Genomic DNA, 15991 nt, shown 5'->3' with positions numbered 1-15991 from the left:
TTAACAAATATATATATTAAGGGGATATGGACATGACTTTAAAGAAAAAATTAGGAATGGGTATTACATCAGCAGTACTAGGAGCAGCGTTAGTTGGTGGAGGAACATTTGCATTTTTCAGTGATAAAGAAGTGTCAAACAATACATTTGCGGCTGGGACACTGGATTTAGCATTAAATCCATCAACAGTTGTTAACGTATCGAATTTAAAACCTGGGGATACAATTGAAAAAGAATTTAAACTAGAAAATAAAGGCTCTTTAAATATTAAAAAGGTTTTACTGAAAACAGATTATAATGTAGAAGATGTAAAGAAAGATAATAAAGATGATTTTGGTAAACATATTAAAGTAACATTCTTAAAAAATGTAGATAAGCATGAGACAATTGTGAAACAAACCACTTTAGATAAATTAAAAGGTGACACACTTACAGCTGTAGATAATGATTTATCGGCTTGGTTCTGGGATGAAAAAGGTATTTCAGCAGGTAAATCTGATAAATTCAAAGTGAAATTTGAGTTCGTTGATAATGGAAAAGATCAAAATCAATTCCAAGGCGATAAGTTACAATTAAATTGGACGTTTGATGCACAACAAACAGCAGGTGAAGAAAGATAATAACAAAAAGGGCTATCACATGGATAGCCCTTTTTCTATTTTTCTAGTATTTGTCTATCAATTTTAATAGTTCTTTACTATAATATAGATAATGTTCTGTATAAAGAACGTAATGTTCGATGGGAGAGATTAAGATGCTGAAAAGACCGCGTAATTTTAAAAAGATGCTTATATTGCCGTGTATGTGTTCTATTACGTTTTATTTAGGATCTCAAATTATGACGCATACAGAAGCGGCGTTCATTCATGAAACGAAAGTAGAAGCGACGTTTTCTACAGCAATTATATTTCCGAAAACAGTTAATACGTTAAAAGAGCAATCTGAGAAACATAAACAGTTTATTGAGCGTGAGTATGGAACGATGAAGGGAAAATCGAAAGCAACTTCTATTGAAGAAATAAAACAGGCGATTTCTGTATGGCAACAAGGGCGTGAGAAAATTGTTGCTGAGAAGGAAGCCCTGCAAAATGTATATACTGAAATAGAAGCTCCTTACAATCAAATACAAGAAGAATTAAAGGTAAATAAAGATGAGTCGATGCAGCAAGTGTCCATATATGTAAATGAAGGCTTCCGCAGTATCAAAGAGAAGCGTGACTATATTGAGAAAGAAATTAGCTTGAAAGCTATTGATGAGCAAATTCAGGCTCTTCAGCAACAATTAAACATTGCAATTGAAGCGGAAGGACAAAAGAAAGCCGAAGAACAAAAGAAAGTAGAAGAACAGAAGAAAGCCGAAGAACAAAAGAAAGTAGAAGAACAAAAGAAAGTAGAAGAACAGAAGAAAGTAGAAGAACAGAAGAAAGTAGAAGAACAGAAGAAAGTAGAAGAACAAAAGAAAGCCGAAGAACAGAAGAAAGTAGAAGAACAGAAGAAAGTAGAAGAACAAAAGAAAGCCGAAGAACAGAAGAAAGTAGAAGAACAGAAAAAAGTAGAAGAGCAAAAGAAAGCGGAAGAGCAGAAAAAGCTAGAAGAGCAGAAGAAAGCGGAGTAACTGCTTTAGTGAAACAGTCAGAAAACAAGAATGTGGTGTAAGAGAGAGTGAACGAATAAGTAAGACTAGTAATATTTATACGAGTGTGAGGGAACGTTAGCCCTCACTTCTTTATTTTTCTTTTTTCTTATAGTATTAAATGATTTGAGTGTGAAAAAATAAATAAATTATCATTCTTTTTTCTGAAAAGTCTAAATAATATTGAGAAATAAAAATAACTGAAAATATTAATAAATATGTGTTGTGTTTATATAGGTTTGTTCGTTATAATGAACATAAGGTTTTTAAAAAAGAACACATATTAGCTAAGCTAATATAGTTTTCTTTACATCTCTTATTGAAAAATAAGTGATAAAAATATAAAAAAAAGCTAGGGGGAATTGATTGTGAGTCTGAAAAAGAAATTAGGTATGGGAGTTGCATCAGCAGCATTGGGGTTAGCTTTAATTGGTGGAGGAACATTTGCATTCTTTAGCGATAAAGAAGTATCAAACAATACATTTGCAGCTGGGACGTTAGACCTTACATTAAACCCTAAGACGCTTGTAGATATTAAAGATTTAAAACCAGGGGATTCTGTTAAGAAAGAGTTCTTATTACAAAACAGCGGTTCGTTAACTATTAAAGACGTTAAATTAGCAACAAAGTATACTGTTAAAGATGCAAAAGGTGATAATGCTGGTGAAGACTTTGGTAAGCACGTTAAAGTAAAATTCCTTTGGAACTGGGATAAACAAAGTGAGCCTGTATACGAAACAACTTTAGCAGACTTACAAAATGTGGATCCAGATCTTTTAGCTAAAGACATCTTTGCTCCTGAGTGGGGAGAAAAGGGTGGATTAGCAGCTGGTACAGAGGATTATCTATGGGTGCAATTTGAATTTGTAGATGACGGAAAAGACCAAAATATCTTCCAAGGTGATACATTGAATTTAGAATGGACATTCAATGCTAACCAAGAAGCTGGGGAAGAAAAATAATAAAAAAGCGGGTATTCCCGCTTTTTTTATAAAGAAAAAGAAGTGCTGGTTGTAAGCACTTCTTTCTATTATTATTTTTGATTTTGCTTCCACTTTGTAAATTCAAGAAATTCACGAAATTGTTCTTTGGAGACACCAGAGTTCATTGCATCTTTAACGAGTTGTGTCCATTCGGAGTCTAGGTTAGTTTCCTTTGTTGTTTCATCATGAAGTAAAGTATCAACTGGAATTTGTAGAACTGCTGCGATTTTTTCAAGAAACTGAATGGAAGGGTTTTTTTGTAAATTTCGTTCTATAGAACTAATGTAAGATTTAGCAACGCCAGCTTTTTCGGCAAGTTCAGTTAATGAAATACCTTTTTGTAAACGAAGGCGTTTTATACGTTCTCCAATCATATTTGCGCACCTTTCTATCAATATGTAGTTGTCTTATGATGTCATTATTATAACATAAACTTCGTTAAAAAGAACAAACCTATTGAGCCTGACTGGATGGCTTCATACGTTGGAAAAATTGCTCAATGTCTTGCATGGCGATACCGGCATCTAGAGCTTCAAGTATTAAATCAATCCATTCTTGATCCAGTGCGTCTGTCTTATCTTTGTACAAATGTAATTCCTCCCTAATTATCGGTCATAATTGCTGCTACAGAATACATGATAATGCAATCGGATTTTGTGTTTTATATAGTGAATTATCAAATATTTTGTAGATGAAACAAAGATAAAATCCCCATTAAACTCCCTCTATGGAAATTATAAATTGTTCGATAAAAACTTTCAATATTTTCAGAAAACATTGTTGAATTGTGATATATTCGTATGCTAACTATGAAATTTTTACAAATATATTAAAAACATTACATAATATGACTAAATATTGAAAAAATATTGAATTTTTAATAAAATTCAATTTGTAATACATATTATTTATTAGGGGAGGAAATATGGGATGAACAAGAAACCGTTCAAAGTTTTGTCATCAATCGCTTTAACAGCTGTATTAGGCCTTTCATTCGGAGCTGGCACTCAATCTGCATATGCTGAAACACCTGTGAATAAGACAGCTACGAGCCCAGTCGATGATCATTTAATTCCAGAAGAACGTTTAGCAGATGCACTGAAAAAACGTGGGGTAATTGATTCTTCAGCTTCAGAGAAAGAAACAAAGAAAGCTGTTGAAAAGTATGTAGAGAACAAAAAGGGTGAAAATCCTGGGAAAGAAGCAACAAATGGGGATCAACTTACGAAAGAAGCATCTGACTTTTTAAAGAAAGTGAAAGATGCGAAAGCAGACACGAAAGAAAAACTAAATCAGCCAGCAACAGGGACACCTGCAGCGACAGGCCCAGTTAAGGGTGGTCTAAATGGTAAAGTACCAACTTCTCCAGCAAAGGGAAAAGAATATAACGGTGAAGTTCGTAAAGATAAAGTACTCGTTTTACTTGTAGAGTACGCTGACTTTAAACATAACAATATTGATAAAGAACCTGGTTATATGTATACTGACGATTTTAACAAAGAACATTATGAAAAAATGTTATTTGGTAATGAGCCATTCGCATTAGAGGATGGTAGCAAAATCGAAACGTTTAAACAATATTACGAAGAGCAATCTGGCGGTAGTTATACAGTAGACGGAACAGTTACAAAATGGTTAACAGTTCCTGGTAAAGCTGCTGATTACGGTGCAGATGCTGCTACAGGTCATGATAATAAAGGACCAAAAGGACCACGTGATCTAGTAAAAGATGCATTAAAGGCAGCTGTAGATAGCGGTCTTGATTTATCACAGTTTGATCAGTTCGATCAATACGATGTAAATGGTGATGGAAATCAAAATCAACCTGACGGTTTAATCGATCATTTAATGATTATTCATGCGGGTGTTGGACAAGAAGCTGGCGGTGGTAAATTAGGTGATGATGCAATTTGGTCACATCGCTGGACAGTTGGACCAAAACCATTCGCAATTGAAGGTACACAAGCGAAAGTTCCATATTGGGGCGGAAAGATGGCAGCATTCGACTACACAATTGAACCAGAAGATGGCGCAGTTGGTGTATTCGCGCATGAATATGGTCATGATTTAGGTCTTCCAGATGAGTATGATACAGACTATACGGGTCATGGTGAGCCAATTCAAGCTTGGTCTGTTATGAGTGGCGGCAGCTGGGCGGGTAAAATCGCTGGAACAACACCGACGAGTTTCTCACCACAAAATAAAGAGTTTTTCCAAAAAACAATCGGTGGTAACTGGGCAAATATCGTAGAAGTAGATTACGAGAAATTAAATAAAGGTATCGGTCTAGCAACATATTTAGATCAAAGTGTTACGAAATCTAACCGTCCAGGTATGATTCGTGTTAACTTACCAGATAAAGATGTAAAAACAATTGCACCAGCATTTGGTAAACAGTATTACTACAGTACAAAAGGTGACAATCTTCATACAACGTTAGAAACACCACTGTTCGATTTAACGAATGTAACGAATGCGAAATTTGATTTCAAATCGTTATATGAGATTGAAGCTGAGTATGATTTCCTTGAAGTACATGCTGTAACAGAAGATGGTCAAAAAACGTTAATTGAAAGACTTGGCGAGAAAGCAAATAATGGAAATGCAGATTCGACAAATGGAAAATGGATTGACAAATCATATGATTTAAGTCAATTCAAAGGTAAAAAAGTAAAATTAACGTTTGAGTACATTACGGATGGTGGTTTAGCATTAAATGGTTTCCTACTTGATAATGCTTCATTAACAGTGGATGGTAAAGTAGTATTCTCTGATGATGCAGAAGGTACACCACAATTAAAATTAGATGGTTTCGTTGTATCTAGCGGAACAGAGAAGAAAAAACATAATTACTACGTAGAGTGGAGAAACCATACTGGATCAGATAGCGCATTGAAATTTGCTCGCGGTCCAGAATATAACTCAGGTATGGTTGTATGGTATGCAGACTCAGCTTATGCAGATAACTGGGTTGGTTTACATCCAGGACATGGTTTCCTTGGTGTAGTTGATTCTCATCCAGAAGCAATTGTAGGGACTTTAAATGGTAAACCGACAATTGAAAGTAGTACACGATTCCAAATCGCTGATGCTGCATTCTCATTCGATAAAACGCCAGCTTGGAAAGTTGTATCTCCAACGCGTGGAACGTATACGTATGATGGCTTAGCGGGTGTACCGAAATTTGATGATTCGAAAACGTATATTAATCAACAGATTCCAGATGCAGGACGTATTTTACCGAAGCTTGGTCTGAAGTTTGAAGTAGTAGGACAAGCTGATGATAATTCTGCAGGTGCTGTTCGTTTATATCGTTAATACTGTGAAACTACCGAGAGATTTTCTTTCGGTAGTTTTTTTGTGAGCAATGAATTTTATATAGCTGAAAAAGTCATATATAATGTAACTTTAAGAATAGAAATTTGTTATATATGAAGTCTATATAAATAATGAAAGAATTGGATAAAAATAGTGGGAGAAGGTGAGTGAATGAGTATTACCTCTATTGTAAGTAGGCAAAAGGAATATTTTTTAAAAGGGCATACGAGAAGCATCGAAATGAGAAAGAATAATTTGAAGAAGCTTTATGAAGGCATTCAGCGTTTTGAAGAAGAAATATTTCAGGCATTGAAATTAGATTTAAATAAGTCAGTTCACGAGTCGTTTACAACGGAAGTTGGATATGTATTAAAAGAAATTTCCTTTCAATTGAAACATATGTCATCGTGGAGTAAACCGAAGCGAGTTCGAACAGCACTCACTCATTTTGGATCAAAAGGAAAAGTAGTGCCAGAGCCGTATGGTGTGACGCTTATTATTGCACCGTGGAACTATCCTTTTCAATTAGCAATTGCACCACTTGTAGGAGCACTTGCAGCTGGAAATACAATCGTTTTAAAGCCGTCAGAGTTAACGCCAAGCGTTTCAAAAGTGCTTAAGAGAATGTTAGGTGAATTATTCCCAGAAGAGCTTGTAGCGGTAGTAGAAGGTGGCGTTGAAGAGAGTACATCTTTGCTGAGGGAACCAATTGATTATATTTTCTTTACTGGTAGTGTTGGCGTTGGAAAAGTTGTAATGGAAGCAGCAGCGAAACAGTTGACGCCGCTTACGTTAGAACTTGGCGGGAAAAGTCCTTGTATTGTACATAAAGATGCAAAGATAGAGATGACAGCAAGAAGAATTGTTTGGGGTAAGTTTTTAAATGCAGGGCAGACATGTGTAGCGCCTGATTATATGTACGTGCATTCTTCCGTGAAAGAACAGCTAGTTGAGGCACTGCGACATGAAATCACAGAGCAGTATAGTAAAGAACCTTTGCAAAATGAAAATTACGTGCGTATTGTAAGTGAGCGTCATTTTGAACGATTATGTGGATTTTTACAAGATGGTCAAGTCGTAATTGGTGGAAACTATAAGAAAGATACATTACATATTGAACCGACAGTGCTAGCGGATATTACATGGCAAGATGCTGTTATGGAAGATGAAATTTTTGGTCCGATTTTACCAATCATAGAGTACGACAATATAGAAGATGTAATTGGCACAATCCAGCAACATCCGAAGCCGTTAGCGTTATATGTATTTTCGGAAGATAAAGAAGTACAAAAGAAAGTGACGAGTAATATTTCATATGGTGGAGGCTGTATTAATGATGTTGTCTACCATCTTGCCACGCCATATTTACCTTTTGGGGGTGTTGGAAGTAGTGGATTAGGGGGTTATCATGGGAAAGAAAGTTTTCGGACTTTTTCACATTATAAAAGCATTTTAGCCCAATCTACAGCATTCGACATGAAAATTCGTTACTCTTCTACAAAAAGTGCTTTAAAATTCATACGAAAGTTGTTAAAATGATGATGGTGTTTATCAGTAGGCGTAGCCGTATGATAATAGCCCCTTCGCGATGGAAGGGGTTTTTCTGTTCGACGTTATGTATCATGCGAAAATGAATCAAACATACTACATAAAGAATAGAAACGAACGCTTGCTAAATAACCATTTTTGTTTGGATCGAAACAAAAAATAGTCTATAGAACATAAATATTTATTCATGAATATAAAAATTTAAAATTTAAGGTAGATAGGACGGGAAAATGAAAAAGATTATTAAAGTTGAAGCAGTTGAAAAACATTTTGGAAATCAAGTGATTATCCCACCTCTTTCTTTAGATATTAAAGAGGGAGAGTTTTTAACAATTTTAGGGCCGAGTGGCTGCGGGAAAACGACTTTACTTCGTATGATCGCAGGATTTGAAACTCCAACTAAAGGGAATCTTTTATTAGATGATGAAAGAATTAACGATTTGCCGCCATATAAGCGTCATATGAACCTAGTGTTCCAACATTACGCACTATTCCCACATATGACAGTAGAGAAGAATATTTGTTTTGGTATGAAAATGCAGAAAGTATCAGCAGCAGAGCAGAAAGAGCGTGCTGAAGAGGCAATGCGTTTAACGCAGTTACTTGAGTTCCGTAATCGTAAACCTGCTAAGCTTTCTGGTGGACAACAGCAGCGTGTTGCAATTGCAAGAGCGATTGTAAATAATCCGCGTGTATTACTATTAGATGAGCCACTTGGAGCGCTTGACTTTAAGTTACGAAAAGACTTGCAACGTGAATTGAAAAACTTACAACGTAATTTAGGAATTACGTTTATATACGTAACGCACGATCAAGAAGAAGCAATGAGCATGAGCGATCGTATCGTCGTTATGAATAAAGGACATATCGAACAAATTGGAACGCCGAAAGAAATTTATAATAAGCCGAAAACATTGTTCGTTGCGACATTCATCGGTGAAAATAATATTGTGAAAAATGGGGAAGGCTATGTAGCAATTCGCCCTGAAAATGTGAAAGTACGTTCGGTTGAAGAACCAATTTTAAAAGAATACCATCTTGGACATATTGAAGATATTGAGTTTGTCGGAAATATGGAGAAGCTTTATGTACGTGATGAGAAAACATCAGAATTACTAATGGCATATCAAACTGCTGAAGAGGCAGCGCAGTGGAGCATTGGAGATAATGTATATGTAGGCTGGGAGCAAGAGGACGAGGTGACCTTAAATTGAAAAAAGGGAAATTACTCGCACTACCTACAGTCGCGTGGCTGTTAATTTTCTTCCTAATCCCGCTCGTATTCGTATTAGGATTCGCCTTCATGCAGCGCGGAGCTTACGGGACAGTAGAAATGCAATTTACGCTGGAGAATATATCCCGTGTGTTTGATCCATTGTACTTAGGAACGTTATGGGAAACTGTTAAGATTGCAGTTATTACTACAGTAATATGTTTATTAATTGGTTATCCATTTGCGTATACAATTACAATTGTTGACCGCAAATATCGTTCTATTCTTTTATTATTGGCAACGATCCCGTTTTGGATTAACTTTCTTGTTCGTTCATACGCATGGATTGTTATTTTACGTTCACAAGGTCTTGTGAATACGTTGTTATTAAAACTCGGCATTATTAGTGAACCGTTAAATTTATTATATAATACGCCTTCTGTAATACTCGGAATGGTCTATTCTTTATTACCATTTATGATTTTACCAGTGTATGCAGCAATTGAGCAGCTGGATAAGCGTAAGCTAGAAGCGGCTTATGATTTAGGAGCAACACCAATAAAGGCATTTTGGAATATAACAGTGCCGATGACAATGTCAGGAATTGCGACTGGTTCTATTTTAGTATTCGTTTCTTCTATCGGAATGTTTGTTGTATCAGACGTGATGGGCGGATCGAAAGTAGCATTAATCGGAAACGTTATTCAAAACCAATTCTTAGGTGCACGTGACTGGCCGTTTGGATCTGCGTTATCGATTATCGTTGTTCTATTCTCTGTTCTGTTAATTTACTTATATTATCGTGCAACGAAAGTATATAAATATAATGAGAACGGAGGGGAATAGGCAAAGATGAAGAAGTTTTTAGTTTCTTATTCTTGGTTAATTTTGTTATTCTTGTATTTTCCAATGATGGTTTTAATGGTCTATTCTTTCAACGACTCTCGCATTAATGCGGAGTGGGAAGGTTTTACATTACATTGGTATACAGATTTATTTCAAAAACAAGATGTTATTGATGCATTTGTAAATAGTATTACGATTGCAGTTATAACAACGATTGTGACAACGGTACTTGGTGTATTCTTTGCGATTGCTTTACATCGTTATAAATATCGTTTCGAAGGGGCTATTAATGGCCTTGTATATTTACCAATTTTAATTCCTGATATTTTAATGGGATTATCTTTACTAATTCTTTTCAGTCAGCTAGGAATGGAACTTGGACAAACAACGATTATTATTGCACATATTACATTTAGTATTTCGTTTGTTGTTGTTATTTTAGCTGCGCGTCTTTCAAGTATGGGACGTGACTTAGAAGAAGCTGCAAATGATTTAGGAGCAACGCCTTGGCAAACGTTTCGTTTTGTAACGTTCCCAGCAATTGCACCGGGAGTTATTTCAGCAGCATTATTAACATTCACATTATCAATTGATGATTTTGTAATTAGTTTCTTCGTATCAGGACCAGGATCAACAACATTGCCATTATACATTTACAGTATGGTTAAGCGCGGAGTATCACCAGAAATTAATGCTCTTTCTACAATTTTAATTGTTGCTATCGTAGGATTAATGGTTCTATCTGAAATCTTCCGTAACAAAGGTGCAGATGGTGAAGAAAACTCTGGAGGACACCTTCCTTTATAATACGAACGATATAGAAAGTACGAGGGGGTAATAAACCGATGAAATTAATGAAAAGAATAGCTGGCGCAGCAATTAGCTTTAGCCTTGTTGCTGGTGTGCTTGCTGGTTGTGGTGAAAAGAAAGAAGAATTAAATATTTATAGCTGGGCTGACAATTTTGATGAGCAAGTGCTAAGAGATTTTGAAAAGAAGTATAATGTGAAAATTAACTATGATAAGTACGCAAGTAACGAAGAAATGCTTGCGAAATTACAAGCTGGTGGCGCAAAGTATGATTTAATTCAACCATCTGATTACATGGTTAAAACAATGGCAAAAATGGATTTATTAGCGCCGTTAGATAAAAAGAATATCCCAAATATCGAAAACATGGTTTCTAATTTCAAAACACCTGCGTTTGATCCAGAGAATAAATATTCTTTAGTGTACACTTGGGGTGTAACAGGGATTGCATACAATAAAAAGTATGTGAAAGAAGCACCTACAAGCTGGGCTGACTTATGGAATGAGAAATATAAAGGACATGTAACGTTATTAAACGATTCTCGTGAAGTATTAGGAGTGGGTCTTAAGAAGCACGGGTTCTCAAACAGTACAAAAGAAGATGCAGAGTTAAAGACAGCAGCGGATGATTTAAAGAAGCTGCTTCCAAACTTATTAGCATTTGATACAGATAACATTAAACAAAAATTCATTACAGAAGATGCTTGGATCGGAACAGTTTGGTCTGGAGATGCAGCATTTATCGCAAAAGATAATAAAGATGTAGAATACGTTGTACCAAAAGAAGGTGGCACAATTTGGGCTGATACGTTAGCAATTCCAAAAGGTGCAAAACATAAAGAGCTTGCTGAGAAGTTTATGAACTACTTACTTGATGAAAAAGTAAGTGTGAAAAACTACGAGTCAATTGGTTACAGTAATCCAAATGAAAAAGCTCATCCTCTTCATAGTAAAGAATACCGTGATAATCACATGATTTTCTTAACGAAAGAAGAGTTAGATCGTACAGAATGGCTTGTTGATGTAGACGATAAGTTAAAAGACTATGATCGTTACTGGACAGAGCTAAAAACAAAAGGTAAATAAGTAAGAAAATGCGGTTTCTAAAGTAGAAATCGCATTTTTTCATAGTAGGAGGAAATCGTTTGAAGAAGAAGTTACATCAGTATGAGGTAATATGTATCGGTTTATTATTTGCTGTATTTAGTATTGTTGCTTGGCGCGTACATGCAGGTGGCGTTACAGTAATGGATACATATGTCCGCGGATTAGTAAAAGGGCTACAAACGGAAAGTTCCCTTACATTTTTCTCGTACTTTACAAAATTGGGGTCAGCAATTGGGATAGCTGCTACGCTCGTTATAAGTTTGCTTGTTTTTTGGAAGCAGCGTTATTATGCTGCGATGATTGTGTATCCAATGGGAATTTTAATAACACATCTTGTGAATAAAGGGATAAAAGAGATTGTAAAGAGAGAACGTCCATCATTAAATGAAGCGTTAGATGCACTTGGATATAGTTTTCCTAGTGGACATGCAATGCTATCGATTATGACATTTGGATTTCTTGCTTATATCATTGCTGCTAATTTGAAAAGCATAGCTGGGAAATGTGTCATAACGATTTTGATGGGTATAGTAATCCTATCGATTGGATTAAGTAGAGTCATTTTAAATGTACATTACCCAACTGATATTTTAGCTGGTTACTGCGTAGGTGGTATTTTGTTAGTTATCGCTATTTACTATCATCGTTTACTTACTGAGAGATTGGGGCTTAATAAAGAGAGATAGAAAAAACGCCTGGAAAAACTATCATTATAGTGTTCCTAGGCGTTTTTTGTTTGTATAAAGATATGATACAGTATAAGTGACAATTGAATTATTTAAAGTAGGTGAAAATGTGTGAAGACAAATGTTCATAAAGTTGATAAGTGGGGGAAGTTAGGAGCTTTTTTGTATCAATTTCGTTATACAGTAATTGTAGCGTTACTGTTGCTTGCAATCGCACTTGGGATTTTTGCTCCAAAGCTACCGGGAGTATTAGGTGGTGACGGTTTCCAAACGGAAGGAGACTATCAAAAAACAAAAGAAATTTTAGATAAAGATTTTAAGAAGTCTCAAGATACGCTTCTGCTCGTTTTTGAGAAAAATAAAGATGCTTCGCATGAGGAATTTAAAAAGCGAATAGATGAAATTGTAAAGAATGTTCAAGAGAAAGAGAACTATGAATCTTTCCATCACCCAATCCAAAATAAAGAAATGCTACAAGATGACATCGGTTATGCGACAATTTTATTTTCCGGGAAAACAAATAAAGAAAGAATGGAAAAGACATTACAATTTGCTAATGAGATTGAGAAAGAAAGTAATGTAGCATTAAAAGTAACACCTACAGGATTTCCGAAAATTAATCAAGAGATTAATGAAAGAACGCAAAATGATTTAAAAGTAGCAGAAATGATTGGATTACCAATTGCGTTTCTTGTATTACTATTTTCGTTTGGTAGCCTTTTGGCATCAATTTTACCGATTTTGAATGGAGCGCTTAGTGTTATTAGCACGATGGGTATATTGTATTTCATCGGTGTGGATAAAGAACTATCTATTTTCGTGTTAAACGTTGCACCGATGATTGGACTTGCACTATCTATTGATTTTGCGCTATTATTTGTGAACCGTTTTCGAGAGGAAGTTGCTAAACGAACGGTAAAAGAAGCGATAGCAATTACATATCAGACGGCAGGACGTGCAATTGTATTTTCAGGATTATGCGTATTTGTTGGGTTATCCGGTTTGTTTTTCTTTAAGATAGATTATATTCAATCTGTCGCAATTAGCGGAATGATTGTTGTGATTATGAGTATTTTATTCTCACTCACACTTCTTCCAGCGTTATTATCGTTAATCGGTAAAAAAATATTAAAAAAGAATCAAGTAGCACATACGCCGGCAAAAGCATGGCGTAAATTTGCACAATTTGTGATGAAACATCCAATTGCAATGATTGTTGTTGTTACAACATTTATTGTTATTTGCTTATTACCGTTACGTACAGCTAATTTGCAGTTCCCTAGTGTTGAAGCTTTACCTGAAAAGAGTGATACAAGGATTGCATATGAAAAGTATGAAGAAGCATTTAATAAAACTGTCAAAACACACGCTGATGTTACGTTAGTTGTAGAGACGAAAAAAGATATGAAAGAAAAAGAAAGTCTACAAAAGATAGAAGAAGTCGTTCAAAAGTTAAAAGATGATAAAAAAGTACATGAAGTAAGAAGTTTATACGACGGGTTAACTGGAATGAAAGCAGATCAAGTTGCTGGAATATTGCAGTCGCCAGAAGCAGCAAAACTAACTCCTGTATTTGAAGCATACACAAAAGGGAATAAGACGACGATAGAAGTTTTTTTGAAAACAAAACCACGTACAGAGACTGCAAAACAGTGGGTGCGTGACTTTAAAAAGAACTATAAAGAAACGAATGTTACGTATTATCTAGGCGGAATGACGACGTTTCAACAAGAATTAGAAGATGAAATTAAAGATAAAGTTGTAATTGGTATGTCTGTTATATTTGGATCGACCTTTGTTATATTATTATTTGCATTCCGATCTATACTCATTCCAATTAAGGCAATTATTATGAATATACTTAGTTTGAGTGCAACCATTGGAATTGTTGTTTGGTTATTTGAAGGTGGTCATTTCGGTTTAGAAGCGAGTCCGGTTCTGTTTGTCTTACCAATCTTCATTTTTGGCCTCGTATTTGGGCTTAGTATGGATTATGAAGTATTTCTTATTTCACGTATTCACGAGCTCTATGAAGAAACAGGAGATAACGATCAAGCAACGTTAGAAGGGCTCGTTTCAACAAGTAGAATCATTACATCAGCTGCATTAATTATGATTGTTGTAACGGGTGCATTCGCATTTACTGATATTTTACCAGTAAAGCAGATGGGGCTTGGCGTGGCATTAGCAATATTTCTTGATGCAACAATTATTCGTCTTATGCTCGTTCCAAGCTTAATGAAGTTATTTGGAGACTGGAATTGGTGGTTACCATTTCGAAAAAAACGAGAAAAATCATCATAAAAAAATGCTCATCATATTGATGAGCATTTTTTTATGAATAGCAAGACCTACATTTTGCAAATAGTATGTGATAAGAACATTACATACAAGTAGGTGAAGGCAATGTTTCGTTATTTTAAGTTTAAGTTAAATGATACAGTACAGTTTGCAGAAAACGATGGGCATATGTATCGCATTGTCGGTTATCGGTTAGAAAAGGGATTTTATCCAAAAGATGAATGGACTCATATCATTTATGAACTACTTAGAGAATTTGACGGGTATACGATGGATGCAGAGGAGGAAGAACTTGTAAAGGTCGTTCAAGTAGAGGATGAGTATTACAAAATACAAGAAGTATCAGGTTATCGTTATCCAGTAAAAATGAAACAAAAACAACAAGTGATGAAAATAGAAAGGATGGACGATTTATTAGATGCTTACAATGACTATAAAAGGTTGGCGGATTTCTTTAAAGATTTATCGTATGAACAAAAAGCTGAAGAAGTATTGTTAGAAATGAAAAGACTTAGAGCTTGAGGGGCAGTCTATTATAAGACTGTCCTCTATTTTTGACGGTGCACCAAAGTGTGTTTTCCGTTACAATGAGAGAATCAATAGAAATAAGGTGATAAACAGTATGGAAACAAAGAAAAAGGGCAAATGGTGTGAAATTACCGTTCCAGCTAAATGGAATGGTATAAGTATTGAATCGGTATTAAAAGTAGAATGGGAAATACCGAAAAAGCTATTACATCAGCTTCGTATGGGAAAAGGTGTTACGGTTAACGGAGAACAAAGAAGATGGAACGAGCTTTTAAAAGAGAACGATAAGTTACAAGTTCATATGTTTGCGGAGGAAGAGTACGGTGTGGATCCAGAATATGGTGAATTGCATGTAGTATACGAAGATGATCACGTACTCATCGTAAATAAACCAGAGAAAATGGACACACATCCTGCTGAAAAAGGTGGAACCGGGACGCTTGCAAATCTTGTTGCTTTTCATTTTCAAATGCAAGGTTTAGAGACGAAGGTGCGTCATATTCATCGTTTAGATAAAGATACGACAGGTGGTGTCGTATTTGCTAAGCATAGAATTGCTGGTGCAATTATGGATCGTTTATTAATGGAACGAAAAATTAAAAGGACGTACGCAGCGCTCGTTGAAGGGAAAGTAAAGAAGAAACAAGGAACGATTGATGCTGCTATTGGAAGGGATCGCCATCATGCTACAAGGCGTCGTATTTCTCCAAAAGGTGACCAAGCTATCACATATTATAAAGTAGAAAAGTATTTTAAGAAGCAAAACACGACTTTCGTAACGTTACAATTAGAAACGGGTAGAACGCATCAAATTCGTGTTCATATGAGCCATAATGGTAATCCACTAGTTGGGGATGTATTATATGGTGGACAAACAAAATATATGTCTAGTCAAGCATTGCATGCGATGAAGATAAATTTCTTGCATCCAATTACGAAAGAAGCGGTTGAAGTTGATGTGCCGTTTCCTACAAAGTTAGATAATAAAATAAGAGAATTTCAAAAAGAAAATGCGTAAA

At 35.4% G+C, this 15991-nt stretch carries 15 protein-coding genes; 13 read left to right on the top strand and 2 right to left on the bottom strand.

Features of this window, described 5'->3' with window-relative positions:
* Positions 1-32: 32 nt before the first annotated feature.
* From DN400_RS16405 to calY, 3 genes are all read left to right on the top strand, one after another.
* The gene (locus tag DN400_RS16405; protein WP_000172854.1) at positions 33-620 is read left to right on the top strand and encodes a CalY family protein; all 588 of its coding nucleotides are present in this window, start codon (positions 33-35) and stop codon (positions 618-620) included.
* A 134-nt stretch (positions 621-754) separates the two neighbouring features.
* Entirely contained in the window at positions 755-1615 is an 861-nt protein-coding gene (locus tag DN400_RS16400; RefSeq protein WP_147801754.1) for a DUF4047 domain-containing protein, read from the top strand.
* A 386-nt stretch (positions 1616-2001) separates the two neighbouring features.
* The gene (gene calY, locus DN400_RS16395) at positions 2002-2595 is read left to right on the top strand and encodes a biofilm matrix protein CalY (RefSeq protein WP_000053715.1); all 594 of its coding nucleotides are present in this window, start codon (positions 2002-2004) and stop codon (positions 2593-2595) included.
* A 71-nt stretch (positions 2596-2666) separates the two neighbouring features.
* Here the strand turns inward: calY and DN400_RS16390 are convergent, their stop codons facing one another.
* Entirely contained in the window at positions 2667-2990 is a 324-nt protein-coding gene (locus DN400_RS16390; RefSeq protein ID WP_000578885.1) for a helix-turn-helix domain-containing protein, read from the bottom strand.
* A gap of 79 nt (positions 2991-3069) precedes the next feature.
* Positions 3070-3204 (bottom strand): anti-repressor SinI family protein, encoded by a 135-nt coding sequence (locus DN400_RS16385; protein ID WP_000276219.1) that lies wholly within the window; start codon positions 3202-3204, stop codon positions 3070-3072.
* A 342-nt stretch (positions 3205-3546) separates the two neighbouring features.
* Here DN400_RS16385 and inhA1 point away from each other — a divergent pair, with 342 nt between their 5' ends.
* From inhA1 to DN400_RS16335, 10 genes are all read left to right on the top strand, one after another.
* On the top strand, positions 3547-5934 hold the full coding sequence (gene inhA1, locus DN400_RS16380; protein ID WP_065228484.1) for a M6 family metalloprotease immune inhibitor InhA1: 2388 nt from the start codon (positions 3547-3549) through the stop codon (positions 5932-5934).
* 171 nt (positions 5935-6105) lie between these two features.
* On the top strand, positions 6106-7473 hold the full coding sequence (locus DN400_RS16375; protein WP_061660517.1) for an aldehyde dehydrogenase: 1368 nt from the start codon (positions 6106-6108) through the stop codon (positions 7471-7473).
* 239 nt (positions 7474-7712) lie between these two features.
* Entirely contained in the window at positions 7713-8696 is a 984-nt protein-coding gene (potA, locus tag DN400_RS16370) for a spermidine/putrescine ABC transporter ATP-binding protein PotA (protein ID WP_000720333.1), read from the top strand.
* Positions 8693-9541, top strand: a complete 849-nt coding sequence (potB, locus tag DN400_RS16365) for a spermidine/putrescine ABC transporter permease PotB (RefSeq protein ID WP_000715500.1) — start codon at positions 8693-8695, stop codon at positions 9539-9541. The genes potA and potB overlap by 4 nt, the downstream gene beginning before the upstream one ends.
* 6 nt (positions 9542-9547) lie before the next feature.
* On the top strand, positions 9548-10348 hold the full coding sequence (potC, locus tag DN400_RS16360) for a spermidine/putrescine ABC transporter permease PotC (protein ID WP_061660518.1): 801 nt from the start codon (positions 9548-9550) through the stop codon (positions 10346-10348).
* Between the two features lie 38 nt (positions 10349-10386).
* Positions 10387-11436 carry a spermidine/putrescine ABC transporter substrate-binding protein PotD gene (gene potD, locus DN400_RS16355; protein ID WP_000772490.1) on the top strand — a complete coding sequence of 350 codons (1050 nt, stop codon included), beginning with the start codon at positions 10387-10389 and terminating at the stop codon, positions 11434-11436.
* Between the two features lie 59 nt (positions 11437-11495).
* Positions 11496-12143 (top strand): phosphatase PAP2 family protein, encoded by a 648-nt coding sequence (locus DN400_RS16350; RefSeq protein ID WP_016513124.1) that lies wholly within the window; start codon positions 11496-11498, stop codon positions 12141-12143.
* Between the two features lie 111 nt (positions 12144-12254).
* Positions 12255-14447, top strand: a complete 2193-nt coding sequence (locus DN400_RS16345; RefSeq protein ID WP_000856400.1) for an MMPL family transporter — start codon at positions 12255-12257, stop codon at positions 14445-14447.
* A 102-nt stretch (positions 14448-14549) separates the two neighbouring features.
* On the top strand, positions 14550-14966 hold the full coding sequence (locus DN400_RS16340) for a hypothetical protein (RefSeq protein WP_000490302.1): 417 nt from the start codon (positions 14550-14552) through the stop codon (positions 14964-14966).
* Positions 14967-15066: 100 nt separating this feature from the next.
* Positions 15067-15990, top strand: a complete 924-nt coding sequence (locus DN400_RS16335; protein WP_147801753.1) for an RluA family pseudouridine synthase — start codon at positions 15067-15069, stop codon at positions 15988-15990.
* Position 15991 lies beyond the last annotated feature (1 nt).

The organism is Bacillus sp. AR8-1, assembly GCF_008042345.1.
GTDB lineage: Bacteria > Bacillota > Bacilli > Bacillales > Bacillaceae_G > Bacillus_A > Bacillus_A cereus.
This window is presented reverse-complemented; position numbering and strand designations above follow the sequence as displayed.

Bases quoted from the DNA above. Each gene is read 5' to 3' on its own strand.
- inhA1 (WP_065228484.1), top strand. From the start codon at position 3,547: ATGAACAAGAAACCGTTCAAAGTTTTGTCATCAATCGCTTTAACAGCT.
- DN400_RS16375 (WP_061660517.1), top strand. From the start codon at position 6,106: ATGAGTATTACCTCTATTGTAAGTAGGCAAAAGGAATATTTTTTAAAA.
- potC (WP_061660518.1), top strand. From the start codon at position 9,548: ATGAAGAAGTTTTTAGTTTCTTATTCTTGGTTAATTTTGTTATTCTTG.
- potD (WP_000772490.1), top strand. From the start codon at position 10,387: ATGAAATTAATGAAAAGAATAGCTGGCGCAGCAATTAGCTTTAGCCTT.
- DN400_RS16405 (WP_000172854.1), top strand. From the start codon at position 33: ATGACTTTAAAGAAAAAATTAGGAATGGGTATTACATCAGCAGTACTA.
- DN400_RS16340 (WP_000490302.1), top strand. From the start codon at position 14,550: ATGTTTCGTTATTTTAAGTTTAAGTTAAATGATACAGTACAGTTTGCA.
- potA (WP_000720333.1), top strand. From the start codon at position 7,713: ATGAAAAAGATTATTAAAGTTGAAGCAGTTGAAAAACATTTTGGAAAT.
- DN400_RS16400 (WP_147801754.1), top strand. From the start codon at position 755: ATGCTGAAAAGACCGCGTAATTTTAAAAAGATGCTTATATTGCCGTGT.
- DN400_RS16390 (WP_000578885.1), bottom strand. From the start codon at position 2,990: ATGATTGGAGAACGTATAAAACGCCTTCGTTTACAAAAAGGTATTTCA.
- DN400_RS16335 (WP_147801753.1), top strand. From the start codon at position 15,067: ATGGAAACAAAGAAAAAGGGCAAATGGTGTGAAATTACCGTTCCAGCT.